The sequence below is a fragment of the Hymenobacter puniceus genome, from assembly GCF_014333525.1.
Taxonomy (GTDB): domain Bacteria; phylum Bacteroidota; class Bacteroidia; order Cytophagales; family Hymenobacteraceae; genus Hymenobacter.
The window spans coordinates 194,340-210,065 of the sequence record NZ_JACSCX010000003.1 but is presented as its reverse complement, the minus strand read 5'-3'; the positions used below and the strand labels follow the sequence as shown (position 1 = coordinate 210,065).

At 53.2% G+C, this 15,726-nt stretch carries 9 protein-coding genes; all 9 read right to left on the bottom strand.

The features are described 5' to 3' along the window. Nucleotides 1–230 precede the first annotated feature (230 nt). The 9 genes from H8B14_RS21310 to H8B14_RS09595 all read right to left on the bottom strand — a co-directional run bounded on the left by H8B14_RS21310 (nt 231) and on the right by H8B14_RS09595 (nt 15,501). Nucleotides 231–3,746 (bottom strand): IPT/TIG domain-containing protein, encoded by a 3,516-nt coding sequence (locus tag H8B14_RS21310; RefSeq protein ID WP_187315426.1) that lies wholly within the window; start codon nt 3,744–3,746, stop codon nt 231–233. 788 nt (nt 3,747–4,534) lie between these two features. Beyond that, entirely contained in the window at nt 4,535–7,753 is a 3,219-nt protein-coding gene (locus H8B14_RS09630) for a T9SS type A sorting domain-containing protein (RefSeq protein WP_187315425.1), read from the bottom strand. A gap of 1,020 nt (nt 7,754–8,773) precedes the next feature. After that, nucleotides 8,774–10,303 carry a carboxypeptidase regulatory-like domain-containing protein gene (locus H8B14_RS09625; RefSeq protein ID WP_187315424.1) on the bottom strand — a complete coding sequence of 510 codons (1,530 nt, stop codon included), beginning with the start codon at nt 10,301–10,303 and terminating at the stop codon, nt 8,774–8,776. Nucleotides 10,304–10,447: 144 nt separating this feature from the next. After that, on the bottom strand, nt 10,448–10,807 hold the full coding sequence (csgH, locus tag H8B14_RS09620; RefSeq protein ID WP_187315423.1) for a curli-like amyloid fiber formation chaperone CsgH: 360 nt from the start codon (nt 10,805–10,807) through the stop codon (nt 10,448–10,450). Between the two features lie 125 nt (nt 10,808–10,932). Then, nucleotides 10,933–11,526: a hypothetical protein gene (locus H8B14_RS09615; protein ID WP_187315422.1), complete on the bottom strand. Its 594-nt coding sequence runs from the start codon at nt 11,524–11,526 to the stop codon at nt 10,933–10,935. A 332-nt stretch (nt 11,527–11,858) separates the two neighbouring features. Then, entirely contained in the window at nt 11,859–12,821 is a 963-nt protein-coding gene (locus H8B14_RS09610) for a hypothetical protein (protein ID WP_187315421.1), read from the bottom strand. 272 nt (nt 12,822–13,093) lie between these two features. Then, nucleotides 13,094–14,467: a CsgG/HfaB family protein gene (locus tag H8B14_RS09605; protein WP_261989959.1), complete on the bottom strand. Its 1,374-nt coding sequence runs from the start codon at nt 14,465–14,467 to the stop codon at nt 13,094–13,096. A gap of 67 nt (nt 14,468–14,534) precedes the next feature. Beyond that, nucleotides 14,535–14,981, bottom strand: a complete 447-nt coding sequence (locus tag H8B14_RS09600) for a curli assembly protein CsgF (RefSeq protein ID WP_187315419.1) — start codon at nt 14,979–14,981, stop codon at nt 14,535–14,537. A 49-nt stretch (nt 14,982–15,030) separates the two neighbouring features. Further along, nucleotides 15,031–15,501, bottom strand: a complete 471-nt coding sequence (locus H8B14_RS09595; protein ID WP_187315418.1) for a CsgE family curli-type amyloid fiber assembly protein — start codon at nt 15,499–15,501, stop codon at nt 15,031–15,033. Nucleotides 15,502–15,726: the final 225 nt, after the last annotated feature.

Sequence of the window (15,726 nt, the reverse complement as noted above, 5' to 3'; positions counted from 1 at the left end):
GGCTTCCGGAACGCTCAGCACGCTACTACCCGCGTGGTGAAGTGTGACGTGTAGGAAGCCCCAATGGATTGTCCCGAACAGTAATACACGCTAAGCGTCTGCATAGGAGCAACTGAAAAAAAGCACCCAAACCAGGGTTGATATAGCACAAAAAGCCCCTTCTAATTTGATAGAAGGGGCTTTTGCTTTATTATAAGGATGGGCGCTTTCCGTTAAACCCTTGTAAGCGCCTAGTCCTGCTTGGTGAACTTGCGTACCATGCGGCCGTCAGCAGTTGTGACTTCTAAATGATAGAGGCCAGCCGGCAACGAAGCCACATTGAGCGTTGCGGTACCGGTGGTTGTTTTGCCGTCCAGCACAACGCTGCCAATGGGGCTCAATACGCGGTAGGTGGCCTCCAAGGCGGGCACCAGCACCTGTAGCTCCGTACGGGCCGGATTGGGATAGAGTGCCAGCTCCTTACCAACCGATACAGCTACTACCGGCGAAAACGAATACTCCCCGCTGGTATCTACCTGGCGGAGGCGGTAGTAGGAAGTGCCGGGTAGTGGCTGGCGGTCGAGGGTAGTGTAGGTGTGGCGCTGGGTGGTGGTCCCCTGCCCTGCTACTGTGGCCAACGTGCGGAACTGCAGGCCATCAGCGGAACGCTGTACTTCAAACCGGGCATTGTTTTTCTCGGAAGCCGTGGCCCAATCCAGACGCACCAGGTCGGCTTGGCGCTGGGCCGTGAACCGGATCAGCTCCACAGGCAGCGGGTTGTTGGCAACGTCGGGGTCGGTGCTTGCCAGGGCGAAGTCGCTGAACGAGGTGAAAGTGCCGGACGTAAGGGTACCGGGCACAAAACTACCTGCGCTAGCGGTGCCGGTTGCGGACGAGCGGCCAATGTTTTCCCAACCGCTTCCGTTGTTTTTGGCCACTACCAGCGACGCGGCTGCGGGGTCCGTTACTTGGTCATCGGTACCAAAGCTAAGGGTAATGTTACCGGAGAAGGCCGTCGGAATTACGTTCGGGACGATAGAATAATACCGTATGCGGGATACTCGCTGCAAGTCACCTAGCAACACCGGGCTAACGGGAGCCATGTTTTTTTGCTCCGCTGTATAGATAACATTATTGCCTTGAGCGGATATCTGCAAACGTATTGGCCGAAACGCGTCGCCTTTACCAATCGGCAACGTAATGTCCGTGTTACCCCCTGCTTCTATTAAGCAGGAAAGTGGGCCATCCACAAACGCTGTATTGCTGCTACCGGTAGTCACAGTCAGCTCATTAATCTGCAGTGTGCTTCGGGCGGGGGTACTACCACTTATGTATGAAGTGGTGATTTTTCCTCCGTCAAAATCCAGGTCACCGTCTGATATCACAGGGTAACTAATAGTTAAGCCAGCCGGATTTGAAACACGAATCAGCGTGAAGAAATCAGTAGGCCCCACCAGCACCGGATTAGTGCCCGTTCCGTTGATGAGTTGCGGCGTGGTACCATTGAAGATTACCTCATTGCCATTATCAAAGGTTAACTGGCCACCATTGACGGTAACATTACCCCCAATACTTGTAGAGCCGAAGTTCATTCCCACGTTACCGCTCTGCACAATCAGGTCGTTGAGAATGGCTATACCCGAGCCACCTGTCAGGTTTGCCAAGGTGTTATTACCGGCCGGCTGCCGAATTTCCAAGGTGGGGAAAGTTCGGCCATTGAAGCTGGTGGCAGTAGTCAGGCCATTGATGTAGTAGCGGCTGCCACTTTCAAACACAACAACGGTCGCCGGCGCAGCGAGGCCAAAAGGATTCGACCCGCCATTTTGCTCGAAAGTAGCCCCGCTACGGAACACTACTGCATTGGCCGAAGCAGTATTTGAACCAAACGGATTACCTGTCAGATATGTGCCCGCCCGGAAATAGCCGGTACTCGTGAATTCCACAGCATTAGCGCCCCGGGCTACCAGCCTATGACCACCATTTCGCGAGGCGTTGCCCTCAAACTCCAGCCGGCCAGCGACCAATCCCGTCTGGCCGCTTTGCAGATCCAGTATCAGGTCTCGGGCGCCAGTGGTGGAATTGTTTAGGAAGCGTGTTACGGAGCCACTGGCAATTTCAAAGTCTGAACCGGGCTGGTTACCGCTGATGATAAGGGTACGGTCGCCGGGCAGTGTCAGGTCGGCGGTTATGTTGTTGATGAACCGAAGCTGCCCTATGGTTTGCGTGGTAGGGGATATGTCTAGGCTCGCAACGGCGGTTGGCGTAATCTGGCCATTGAACACCAATATATCAGTGGTTTGTGGCGCAGTGCGAGCCGGAGTCCAGCTGCTGGAGCTGTTCCAGTTGCCCGCTCCTCCTGCTGCTGACCATGTGTATGTATTGGCCACGGGAGCGGCTGTGGCATTGCCGGTGACGGCTACGGCTACACTAGTGCTGCCAACAACGTTGGTGACATCGGCTGGACCGGTGGTGCCGGGCGTGGCTGGCGCTATGAACCGTACCCAAACCTGCCGGCTTAGGGTGCCAGTGGCGGTGGTGGTAGCCGTCTGGCTGCTGGCAAAACCTGCTGTGGCCGACGTTACCGACACTTCGAATGAAGCCGGAGCCGTGATGTTTACCGTGCTTGAAGCGGGCAAATTGCTGCCATTGAGAGTGTAGGACTGAGCAGCGGAGGTAGTGCTCACCTGCGTGCTAAAGCTCAACGAAGACTGAGTGGCCGTGAGGGTTGCGACTGGTGCCGTGACGGTGAAGGGTGCGGCGGCCGAAGCGCCGCCGCCTGGTGCAGCGTTGGTCACAACCACATCGTACGTACCAGCCGTGGCAATATCGGCAGCCAGGATAGCGGCCGTCAGGCGCGTGGCCGATACGAACGTGGTAACACGATTGGTGCCATTGAAACTGACCGTAGAGCCGCTGATAAAGCCCGTGCCGTTGACAGTGAGCGTGAAGCCCGCGCCGCCGGCCACCGCCGTGTTTGGCGACAGACTGCTGATGGCTGGAACCGGATTCGGAGGCGCAACGCTACCACTCAGCGGTACATCTAGCTGGGCTGCTCCACCGCCAGTATTCACTACCACTTGGTTGTTGTAGGTGCCCACCGGCAGGCCACCCTTCAGGCGAACGTAGACGTCGGTTGCCGAAAAGTTGCTGATGGTAAAGCCCGTTCCGAATGTCGCATTGTCCTGCGACACCTCGTAGTTGGTGGGGGCCGTAACAGTCACGGTAGAGTTGGCGGGCAGGTCGTTACCCGTAAGGCGGTAACTTTGGGTAGCCGAAGGCCCAAGCCCCTCCACATAGGTGAAATCGGAAAGGGAAGTGGGATTGGCGGTGAGGGTTGGAGTTGGCGCCGTGGGAGCCGTGATTTCAAAGCTGTTGGACGGGGTACCCGTCGTAGCCGGGTTAGAACCATCAACACGCACTTTGTAGGTGGTGCCGGCTGCGGTACCGGCCGGAATAGTTACGGTCAGGCTAGTAGCCGTAGAAGAGATGGTAGTAAGGGGCGTTGGGAAGGAAGTGCCCGCCGCATCCGACAATACTGCGCTGAATGTATTGCCACTGTTGAATGTACCAGCTGTGCTGAAGTTTACCGTTAGGTTGCTGCCGGCTGTTACTGGGTTCGGCGAAACTGTGCCGGTAGTGATAGTTGGAGCAATACTGCCAGTAGTAGCCGTGATTGAGAAGTCATCTACTCCCAACCCGTCATTTGCTCCCGTAATGCTAAAGTCGTTCCATCGAATCCAGAAAGTACCGTTATTAGCAATAGACACCCCTGTTATAGTGTGTGTGATTGTTGTTTTATTGTCAGTCGCATTGCCATTAAGTGCTCCAGTTGTTCCAGTTGTTTTAGGTGCCGTGAAATCAAGATTATCTACATCAATGTATGCACCCGAACCTAACCCTGTTGCGGTTGTGCTATACTGGAAGTCCAACTTATCAACTCTACCTGTCGCTCCCAGCCGCCATTGCTCACCTGTATAGGTGATGGTTAGGCTTGTGATTGTTTGACCCGTGTTGTTTGTAAACGAAGCACCTATTGTAGGAATAAGATTTCCGCTTCTCAATTCGCCAAAAGCCCGGTCAGTGGAGTTAGTTGCTCCATAGCTATATGTGTTGCCAGCATTTGACCCACCTGTATCTACCCCATAAGTACCGTTCGCATTGGAACCGGCTTCTGAGAAAGCCCAACCAGTTGGTAAAGATGATGATGTGCTGCCTGTGTTGGCGAGAGTATTAAAATCTTCTGTTACGGCAGATGTATTTAAGATACTCCGCTGCCCCCGCCCTACTATCGGGCTCAACAAAAGCAACAAGACAAACAGCGCGCGCCAGATAGTGCCAGAGCGGGTTGCGGACAAGTGAGTAAACGGTGCTACCATATGCAACAAGAATGAAAATGATGACAGGCGGAGTTTTCTAACTCCAAAGATACAAGTTAATCAAGGCCAAGTACAACCTACAGTAGATTATCGAATGATTACCTATTGGACACAAAAAAAAGCCTCCCGCAACTACGGGAGGCTTTTTGATGTAGGCGCGGCGCAGGCCGCGACACTAGTTAGTTCTTAACCACTTTCCGGGTCACCTGCTGGTCGCCGGTGCCTACTGTTACCATGTAGGTGCCAGCGGGCAGCGAAGCCAGGTCCAGCTCGCCGGTTACGGGCAGCGTCTGCTCGCGCAGTACACGGCCAGTCAGGTCGGAGATACGAACGCGCAGGCCTTCAGCGGTGGTCGCCTGTGGCAACGAAATCGTCAGCTTGCCCGAAGTTGGGTTCGGGTAGAAGCTAGCCTCGGTAAGACCGGCGTTTTTCACCGTTACCACTGGCGAGTACGAGAACTTGCCGTCGGTGTCAATCTGCTTGAGGCGGTAGTAGCTCAGGCCAGCCAGTGGGCGGGCATCTACGGCATTGTAGGTGCTGCGCGCATTGGTAGTTCCTTTGCCCTCCTTGAACAGGATGGTCGAAAACTCGCGGGCGTCCTGGCTGCGCTGTACTTCAAAGCCACGGTTGTTTTTCTCCGAAGCCGTTACCCAGTTCAGGGCCACCTGACCGTTACGCAGCTGCGCCGTGAAGCTCTTCAGCTCTACTGGCAGCGGCAACTGCACCGTGATTGGCAGGTTTGGCGTCTTGTAGTTCTCAGCGCCACCTACTTGGTCGTTGTTGTATTCGAAGCCGAAGAAGTAGTACTGCGTGTTCGGGTCAAGGCCAGTGATAATAGCCGTTACAGCCGAGCTGGCAAATACCACGAAGTTGCCACCAATGTTAGAGCCACGGCCATAGATGTTGTTGCCGGGGTCGTACGGGGTAGCATCCTCAGGGAAGAAGCCGGGAGTCAGCGTCGCGTTGAGGCTAGCCACAATCAGACGGTTTTCACCGAAGCCTGCACCCTCTGGATTACCTGGGAAGGCCGAACCATCTTCCTGCGTGAAGTTGATGGTAACAGTCGTACCATCAGCCGAACGAGTTACCGTGGCCGCCGATTGACGCGTAGGCTCCACATCGATAGAGCGGCCCTGCAGACGAGCATTCGGCACCCGGTTGAATTCTACACCATTGCTGATGTCTGGCGTACGGAACAACAGGTCAGCCAAAGCCGAACCTACACGGGTTGGCGAGTAGCGAACGTACAGGGGTACCAAGGCAAGGCTGTCATTGGCATCAGGCGTCAGCGTCAGCTGGAAGCCCGTTGGGTTAGCAGCCGTGCCCAAGTCCGAGAAGTCAGACGTCAGCGAAATCTGGAACTGTGGTGTACGGCTTGGGTTCAGCGGCGAAGCCGTGGTAGGCTCTTCCGGGTCGCGCGGTACCCGCACAACTACACTGCTGTTCAAACGAGCACCTTCCAGTACAAGCGTCTGAGTAGCCGATTGTGTGCCTTTCACCTGGTTAACTACCGGCGTGAAGGTACCACGCACGTTCAGTTCTGGCTCGCTCGAACCGTTTACCGATACAAACTGCGTACGGGCTGGAGCGCTGCTGTTGGAGATTACCTGACCACGGTTGGTTTGAGCCGCTGGTGGGAAGTAACGCACGTAGATAGTGGTCTGGTCAACGTCTCCGTTCAACGAAGCCGTAGGCGAACCCTGAATACGGGGCAGCGTCAGCGAGTTGCCGGTAGTAGTGCCCAACGAGTTGAATCCGCCAGGAGCGTTCGGGTCAGCTGAACGCGAAATCTGGAAAAACTGAGGAGCCAGAATCGTCAGATCCTGCAGCAGGTTATCGGCCGATACTTTGTATGACTGGATGTTGGAAGGCACACCGGGCGACGTGCTGAACTCGCGCAGAATTGCGTCCGTCAGGGAGATATCGGAGATGCTACCGCTTGGGTTGTTGGCATTCACAGCCACGTTCACCTGGCTGGCACCATTGCTGGTCAGCGCAATCGTACCCGAGAAAGTACCCTGTGCTACGGTTGGCACCAGCGTTACTTCAATCGTCTGGTTGGTGATGTTGCCGGAAGCGTTAGGCTGGATATCCAGCGGGCCGCTCGTGAAGCTACCCGTGTTGGAAGTCAGGTTACGGAACTGAATGTTGCCGTTCGAAGCCGCCAGCGTCAGGGGGCCGCTCAGGTTGGTAGCGCTAACCGTGAAGGTTTGCGTCTGGGCCGAACCGCTGTTGGTTACCGTACCAAACTCCAGAGCCAGCGGCGTAGCATTGATGGTTGGCGTAACCGGGGCGGGAGCACCCGAGCCGCTTACCGCTACCGAAGCAGAGGAGCCGCCGTTGCCGGTTGCCACTACGTTGCCCGTAATAGCACCCGTTGCACCCGGCACGAAGCGCACATCTACCTGCTGGTTGATAGCGCCATTGCTAGGCACCAGCGTAATAGGGTTAGGCGAGAAGGCCTGGCCGTTAACCCGGATTTCATAGCCGCTCGGGGCCGATACCGATACGTTGCCTGACAGGTCCCGACCTGTCAGCTGGAAGGACTGAGGCTGCGAGCTGGTACCTACCGTCTGCGAGCCGAAAGCCAGCGAAGTAGGATCAGCAGTCAGGATGGGCTGTGGCGCCGTGGCATTGCCGGATACCGTAACGGACACTGCTGTAGCACCCGTGCTGGTTACCGTAATATCTGCCTGAATGTTTTGTGGGTACGGACCGGGTGCCGAAGCAAACGTCGGTGCGAAAATCACATCATACTGAGCAGATGCGTTGCCGTTAGCGTTTGGCGTGATGGTAGCCGTCTGCTCGTAAGGGTCGCCGGTGCCAGCCAGACGCAGCAGGAAACCGGCCGGAGCCGTCACCGTGGCATCAGTCGACAGATCAGCGCCGGTAACAGTAAGCGTACGAGGAACGGAACGCTGGTTAACCGGCGTGTTAGGGAACAGCTGATTGTTGATAGAGACATTCAGCGTTGGGGTCAGGCTCCGCAGTGCTACGTCATCGAGGCGGTACTCTTTTGTCGTGCCGGTGGCCTGCGCCGTACGCGTGAAACTCAGCGCCAAAGAAGTGCTGCTGACGTTGATGGAGCTAGTGGTATACAGGTTCCAGGCGAAAGTGGTGCCAGTAGCTGTGTTGTTGGTGGTACGCGTGTAGCTTACAGTAACCGGAGCGCCGCCATTGTCTGAGTATTGCACCAAAAAGTCGCCAGCCACAGGAGCAGCGCCTTGAACGGTGTACAATCCAAACGTAATCTGCGTACGTCCCAGCGCCGAAGTATTGATGCCTGCTATGCGCAGATCCTGCGGCAGAACTTGTGGCTGGCCGGATGCGGGGCCGAAATACACTGAAGTACCACCGCTAGCACCGGTGTATCCGGTTGAGCTGGCAGCGGTAGCCATTCGGGCATTTCCCGTAAAAGTAAAGGGGCCCTGCTGAGTGCCTGTTGCATCATTGGCAAAGCCTCCACGGGAAGTATAGGCGGTTACCAGTTCGCGCGAAACAGCGGCAGTTCCTCCTGTTTCGCTCATAGGCTCTGTGAATGTCTGCGCAAACACAGTAGTTGATCCTAAGACCAAGATGGTTAACAGTGCCCAAAACTGCCTTACACTAGTAAGATATGAAGCTCTCGTGCGAGAAGAGTCCATCTGAAGGGCCTGTCGTATGGAACGCAGGTAAGAGTGGTTCATATGTATATGGAAATGGTAAGCGTTTCGAAAGTGAGGTGAAAAAACAGAAGAAAGCAGCGCTGGACTGCACCGATGTCACAGGGTGGTACGCAGAAAGATTGGCAAGGATTGCCACGTTTCTTACATATTATTGAACAATTTCAAGCATCATAAAATATGTATGGGCATATTATCTCAGAACTTTGTGACCACAATTCATGCCAACAACCAGTATCCTACTTCATTAGCGAGCCAAAAATTCCGAAAGTATAGTGCGCCTAATGCATACGGAATATGCTATGTTCACTATACCTACTTTGCCCTGCAAATTTGCGGCTATTTTCTGAATAATTCTACAAGGATGTGCGTCGTGCACTAAATAACCGTGGCTTCTATTCCCTAGAAGTCAGTCTATTATCCATTTCATATACTCCGGGTGGGTCATGTGTAGTTTTCATTTAATTGTCATCTGGCTATAGTGCATGGTTGCAATAGCTGGCACATTACATCACTAATGGCAATCTAGTTCAAGTGTTTAGCAGCTTATGTAAGAATATTTCCAGGCAGAACATTTTAAGACCTTTCCTCCATCCTTACCCTCCAGCCTATCCGGAAACGAGTAAGTTCAGCTTTTAAGGTTAGCATGGCCTAATTAGCGCAAACAGGATATAAACAAGACCCAACGAAAAAGGCCCACCGTTCTTGTGGAACGATGGGCCTTTTTTACTGAGTTCAGGCAATCAGTAGCGGTAGTTACCGCGCATCTGGCTGTGTTGCATTTTCAAATAGCCGGACTCTGTTGCGGCCGTTCAAATCAACCTGCCAAACTTCAGGAATGGCCTGGTTGACGTTCCTTACTTGTACAAAAATTACCTGAGCGCCGTTACCCGTGAATCTTGGCAGCACATCATTAAATCCTTCAGGCCTGCCGTTTCCACCAGTAACTTGGATAGCAGATAGGGAATACTTTCCGGAGCCATCCAGATTCTGGATAAATATCTGCGCATTAGTTTGCCGGCCTGTAGCATCCATAAAGCCGTCAACATCATTTGTGTACATAATGCGGTTGCCAAGTAGGTTAAACGACGGGGAATCCAGCCGTCCCGGCAGATTGCCAACTATTTGAGTCAGATTACTTCCGTCAGCATTCAGTATGTATATCTCGGAGTCGTAGATGCTTGACCCAACTGTTTGGACCAGAATTCGATTGTTCTGCGAATTCCAGTCGCACTCCCGGAAATGACGGTTTGCAGGCGCAGTTGCAATGATCTGTGCTCCTGTGCCGTCACGGTTGATACGCCACAGCTTGTCGTTGCTGGCAATGATGAACTGGCCGCCATCCGGCGACCAACAGAAGCCTACACCAAAGTTGTGGTAGCCTTCAATTGGAATCTGCGAGACAAGGCGCTGCTCAGAACCGTCGCGGTTCATCGTGTACAGGCGATACTGACCGGAAGCATTGGAAGTGTAGGCCACTTTGTCCAACAAGGGGCTAAGCCGCGGGTATGCCTCCACAAATGGCGAGTTCGTCAGACGAATCAGATTGCCACCAGTGGCGTCTGAGGAGTAGATATCCGTATTACCCCCAACCTGGCGCACGTACAAATACGGGTTGTCCGGCAAGTCGCGGGTTCTAAAAGACCATACGTTCCCGCGAGTTATCAGCCCGGCTTTATCACGAACGATAACCTGCCATAAATAGGCAGTGTTATATTTCAGCCCCCTTGCCACAACAGTTGTGTCCCGGGTGTTAGTCACCAAGGTCTGTTGGTTACCGTTGTTGCCTTCATATAGTATTACCTCGCTGCGCAGGGAGTCAGTCTTCCCATTAGGGTCACTTACCCGCCATTTTAGGGTCAGCTCCACTGGTTGATCAACGGCACCAGTAGCGGGCGTTGGGCTGAACGGCACGTTCGGAGCGACATTGCTTGCAGAGGTCTTTTCTAAAACCACCGTTACCGATGTGCTGGCATTGGCATCAACCTGCACGTTTACGCTTTCTGTTTTGAAATCTGCCTTTCTGATTGAAATGGCATATTTGCCTACAGCAATGTTGGGCAAGCTGAACCGGCCCTGGGCATCGGTTACGTAAGAAGAAGTTGCGGGATTAGTGGTAATTACCGCATTAACAAGCGGCGTGTTGTTGTTGCTGCCGTCCAGTACAGTTCCTTCCACTGAGCCGGAATACAACGGCTCAATCGTATCATCTTCACAACTCAACAGCGTCAGTCCTAACAGCAATACTACAAGTAGCCGAGCTACCACATACAAGCGAGTGAACATAATGGGGAAAAGAAGGATTCGGTGGGTGAGTGCTGGAGCAGGAAGTAGAAGTAAGCCAGGGCAGCAGGTGTGAGCTCAATCCGTTGAAAAGGATAAGCATCACTGATACTGATGGCCCGGCAAGTACTTATTACTTAAGAAAGACTACGGCTTGTGGATTATGGAATCCTGCGCTACTACGTTGCGCTGGTCATCCAATACGCGCAGTCGGGCCTCGTAAGTATCAGATGCCTGCACATTGATTGAGGTTTGAGAAAGGGAGGCTGTCTGGTGTGCTGCTATTGTCACAGAACCGGATTGCGCATTCTGCGAAGTGCCCGACACGCCTTGCTTGCGGGTGGTAAGCTCATAACGCAGCGTCAGGGCCTGATCCGACAGATTCTGGCATTGCCCTGTCAGGGTGAGCATGCCTGCTTGCTGCTTGGCTACCAGCCGGGCCTGGCAGCGCGGGTGTTGATCAGCTCCAGTGGTAGGCGACGACGAAAGACCGAGAGATGAAATCATAATAGAAATCAGGGGGATTTTCATGGGCAGGGCTGATGCAGAGGAATTTAAATATTGCTCGTAGCAATGAAAAGCGCCAGTTTTGGCTGCGTATGAACCATCACCGGCGCTTTGTATTACTGCTGCTAAGGCAAGCGGGAAACCCGACCTTGCTCAATCATAATCTGGATGCCGTTGCCCCGCATTTCCACTTCGTAGCCTGGATTACGGCCAGAAGTTTCGCGCTGTATCAGATGATTGTTGTTCCCTATCTGCTCAACGGTGTAGCTCTGGTTGTCGCGTTTTATTTCCTGATCTACCCGGTTGCGGTTCCCGTCCTGAGAAATAACGGACTCCGTATTGGTACCCTGAATGTCGCTGACTACCACATTCCGGTTTCCTTCCTGCGAGATGATCGTGCGGTTATAGTAGCCGGTTTGCAGCGCAGCAGCTGCATTATTATTGCCATTCTGCATGATAGAGGCAGCATTGCCCCGCCCAGCGCCGAGAATACTCTGGTCAATAGTGCCCTGGTTCTGGTTGCCTTGCTGAATCAGCGTAGCCTGGTTGGCAGTAACAACCCGGGCCTCCGACGATGATGTGCCGTCTGTGGGAAGTGCGCCGGTTTGCAGCAGCAGTTGGCCTGTACTAACCTCTTGGCCGTCTACCCCTTGCGCAAAAGCATTTTCGCTGAGAGCGAAAAGGCCGCAGCATATTCCTACAAAAAAGGATGTTCTCATAACAAGCAGGATTTCAAGTGGAAGAAAAGCTATAAAGACAATAGGCGTACGTATAATCCTTGGGCCTATCTGGTATCATCTCATAAAAATAAGCTTATTTTTCAATACAAAAGTACCTTATTGGTTATTTTCAATAATTGTTTTTAAAACGATAGCGCCAGCACCAAGCCATCTGATATGGAATAGTGCTGGCAGCATCAGAATACTGGAATCATACTTCCAATAACACGTTTTGTAAAGACAGATAGCACCTCCCGGACCAACCGGCGGATCCTTGGAGGTGCTATCTACTTACAGGCAGTATCGAAAGCGCAAACTTTCGACACTCTCAATTATGGGTGGTTCTGCTTCACCGTGCTGGTGTTGCCTACGCCCACCTGCGACACGTTGCTGTTGTTGCCGCTCATACCCTGATACGTGTTGGCGGTGTTAGCATTGCCTTGCTGGAACTGGATGGCAGTATGGCCACCCATATCGTCCTGGTCAATGTAGGCGCGGTTGGCAGGAAGTACACCAATCGACGAAACCTGGTTAGGACCATTGATGGCATACTGCGTCTGCAACGCACGGTTGCCGTTGCCATCCTGCTCAATCAGAGCGGAGTGCTCATCCGTACGCTGGATCTGCTCGGCTACGTTGTTGTTGCCAACCTGCATGATGGTAGCATCAGCGTAGAAGGTGCCACCTGGGTTGCGGCCCTGGTCCTGCGATGCCGTGTTGCTGTTGCCACGCTGATCAATTACAGCGTCCGTGTCGAAGCCGGACGAGTACTGCGTAGCGGTGTTGGTGTTGCCAAGCTGCACGATAGAGGCACGCAGGGAGCTACCCGATTGTGTTTGCGTAGCAACGTTGCCTTCTGCAGTGCTCTGGAATACAGAACCAATGTTGTTGCTGCCGGTCTGAGACTGAGTGGAAACGTTGCTGCCGCTCAGCTGCTCAACAGAAGCTCTGTTGCCCGAACCGGATTGCGTCTGGGTGGATAGGTTGCCGGCGTCCAATGGAATACCATCACCCTGACGGCTGGTGGCCGTGTTCAAAGAGCCCGACTGCGTCTGGAAGGAGCGCTGGTTGTTGCCAGTCTGAGTGGATGTAGCCGACTGGCCCGAACCGGATTGTGTCTGCGTCAGCTCGCTGTTGTTGCCAACCTGCGAGCCAATAGCGGTGCTACCACTACCGCTTTGAGTTACTGTAACTGAGTTGGCATTGCCAGTGGAAGTAGAGGTCTGGCTATTGCTTTGAGCAAATGCACCACCAGCTACGAACAGAGAGGCGATGAAGAGAGAAGTCTTTTTCATGGAAATAGAGCGTTGGGGAGGTTGGGGAAGATTAGGGGAATATTGAGCAATTCGTAGGCAGATGCTGGGATATTCATTGAACTATGCCATCATCTTTTTATTCCCTCCGGAGGAATAGCACAAATATATATGGGCAAAACTTAATATCAAGCTTTGTCGAAACAAAATTTTTAAATTTTTTATGATAATAATTATAAATATTAAAAAGGCCCTGAAGATCAGCATTTTACAGCTGACCCTCAGGGCCTTTCTATTGTTATACAATCCCGATTTTAACGCTCAGGCGCCGTCATTGGCACCGGCGTTGTCTTTCCGGCAGTCCCACGGCCCAGGTATAAGCTGATGCCCACTTTGCCTGACCACAGGTAATCGTAGTATTTTCCTAGCACAACACCATCCAACCGGTCATTCAGGAAATACCGGTTATCAACGCCGATTGTAATTCCCACCTTATCTGTGGGCAATATCTCTATTCCTATACCCGTAACAATGTGCCCAAGCGTTGGCTTGAAAACGCCTTGAGTGGCTCTGGAAGTTGCTCCCGCACCAGCAGTCAGATACGGGGTGAACTGGTCGCGCGGGAACAGACGAAACTGCCCAGCTACCTCCGCATAGTTGAAAGCTTCGCGGTAGAAATCACCGGCCCCCAACTCAAAACGTCCCAGGTTAACTACAGCTGACAATTTACTGTTCAGCTGCGGGTTATAATGCAGGCTTAGCTCTGCCGCTCCCCGAACCTGTGGGCGCCGCAGGTCTCCTTGGTAGCGGGCTGCAGCGCCTGCCACACCAATGCCCAGCGTTGTTCTGCGGTCATGCTGGACACGGCCCAGCACGTCAATGTTCTGATTTTCCTTTTTCTCCTGAAAATAAGCCTGCATACCCACTCCATTGACGTCGGCCATGTTGCGGGGCGCCCAGATCCGGCCATCAATCCCTTCGTAGATAAGTGCCTCAACTGACTTTTCAATAGCTTCCTTTACAGCCATTTCAGTGGGTTCATTGTAAGTGAAACCGGTTTCAGTTTCCAGCAGCCGCTTGAAATTCACAAAACGAAATAAGCTCGCATCGACCTGCTGCGACAGAATGGTTTTAGAGGTGTAAACTGTTTTCAGTATTTCGCCGGTGCTGGTACTGATAGCGCGCAGGTACACAGTTACGCGGTCCTGCCGGTACTGCCCGGATGCTCCGGCGCCAAAATAGCGTAGCCCCGCGCCGCCCGTAATGACGTTCGCATCGTAGGAAACGATACCTCCTTCCAGAATTATCCCCGCAAATAGCAACGAGGGTAGTGCTGGCTGCCGCTGGCCGGTTAGCTCCTGGTACTCTGCCCGGCTTGAGCGAATGATTTTCCGCTCGTTGAGCAGGTTGCCTAGATTTTCTCGTTCAATGGGCGTAAACCAGCGGGTTTCTTCCAAGGCGCGCAACAGAATGGTGGTGCCCCCCTGCGTGATGGCCGTGGAAAAGCTGGAGCCATTCTGCGCCGGCTTGTATTGCCCGGTCTGGTCGCGGAATTTGTACACGGCAGCAACTATCCGCTCTTTTGGCTCCGGCACACTGTGCAGGCCCTTGCTCCCCTCAATATCAGCCCCCAGGCGGGCTCGTTCACTGCTGAATGGTTGGTGAAAATACGGTGCACAGGCACCCATACCAATGGTAAGTAGCCCAGCTACTGCCAATCGGCGAATAACACGGTGTAGCATGATAGCGCGCGGCTTAGAAATATGGGATGGTAACGGTGGTCTGGTTGCCTGTATTGGTATCTGTTATCTGCACAGAGAAGCCATTGCCGCCCGGTACCACATTTATCTGATACGCTCCAACCGAGTAGCTTCCTTCCTGCAGGCCCTGTCCCTGCGTACCGTTTCCTCCAAACTGATTACCAATAAGCCGCTGGGCCAGCTGGTTGAGAATCTGCTGGTTGAGATTCTGCTCGAACTGCCGTAGCGGATCAATCTGGAATGGGTTTGAGGCAGACGCAGATGTTGGCTCCGCAATGGTGTTCTGCGCCTGAGCCGAGCTAAGCAGCCAGGAATAGTTGAATGTGTTGCCTCCACCGAAAGAAGGATTTTTTGGCTCGTATACCAAATCCTGAGCAGCAGCCTGTTGGCCTCCGAAAGCAAACAGCAGCAAGAGCATGCAGCGTAGTAGAAGGGTAGTCATGGGAGTGGAAATTTGAAACAGGGAACGATAGGGAGAAAATCAGGGGAGTTTAAAACACTTCAAGCGGCTGCCGCCCACCACGCTCTAGCTGCTGGCTTTCATTTTTAGCCTGCAGCAGAAAATTGGTTACCATTTCCAACGCATAGTTGGCTACATCTTCGATTATCTCCGCTTTAGGCTGAAGCGGCACTTCCAGTAGCTCGTTGTCATTCACATCCACCGAAATCAGGATGCTGGTGGCGCGGCCCGGCTTTTCACTAATATTGATGGTGTAGTCGCCGACGCCTTGCGGGACCTCCCAGTTGCTATAAAACTGGTCGTAGAAGTCATGGCCGACTTTCGATATCGTTTGGTCAATCACCAGACCTTCTATTTCGGTGGGCCGAAACTGGCGGCGCTGCGGGCTCACGGGTGTGGAGTCACCGGTTGCTTTCAGGAGAAGCTGCAGCGCCTCTTCCAGCTTTTTTGCCGGCAGCGGCGAAGACCCTTTTTCTGTAGTAGCCGGGGTTTTGGGCGGCATTCTTTGCGCATAGCTCTTCGGCAGGCAACACACCCAAAAAAGCGCCAGCAGCCCGATTGCCGGTACAAGCCTAATGTCTTTCGCTGCAATGAGTAGGCGGAAGCAAGCGTGCATGTGGCAGACAGGCTAAGAGGGTAATTGCTTGAAAAAAGTAGAATCAAGTGCCTGATTGCATATCGGAGGCAGTTAAGACACTTTTATGCCATAAACTTAATTCTTTAAAAG

Coding starts and splice junctions, on each gene's coding strand:
- H8B14_RS09630 (WP_187315425.1), bottom strand. CDS start 7,753: ATGGCTACCGCTGCCAGCTCAACCGGATACACCGGTGCTAGCGGTGGT.
- H8B14_RS09625 (WP_187315424.1), bottom strand. CDS start 10,303: ATGTTCACTCGCTTGTATGTGGTAGCTCGGCTACTTGTAGTATTGCTG.
- csgH (WP_187315423.1), bottom strand. CDS start 10,807: ATGATTTCATCTCTCGGTCTTTCGTCGTCGCCTACCACTGGAGCTGAT.
- H8B14_RS09615 (WP_187315422.1), bottom strand. CDS start 11,526: ATGAGAACATCCTTTTTTGTAGGAATATGCTGCGGCCTTTTCGCTCTC.
- H8B14_RS09610 (WP_187315421.1), bottom strand. CDS start 12,821: ATGAAAAAGACTTCTCTCTTCATCGCCTCTCTGTTCGTAGCTGGTGGT.
- H8B14_RS09605 (WP_261989959.1), bottom strand. CDS start 14,467: ATGGGTGCCTGTGCACCGTATTTTCACCAACCATTCAGCAGTGAACGA.
- H8B14_RS09600 (WP_187315419.1), bottom strand. CDS start 14,981: ATGACTACCCTTCTACTACGCTGCATGCTCTTGCTGCTGTTTGCTTTC.
- H8B14_RS09595 (WP_187315418.1), bottom strand. CDS start 15,501: ATGCCGCCCAAAACCCCGGCTACTACAGAAAAAGGGTCTTCGCCGCTG.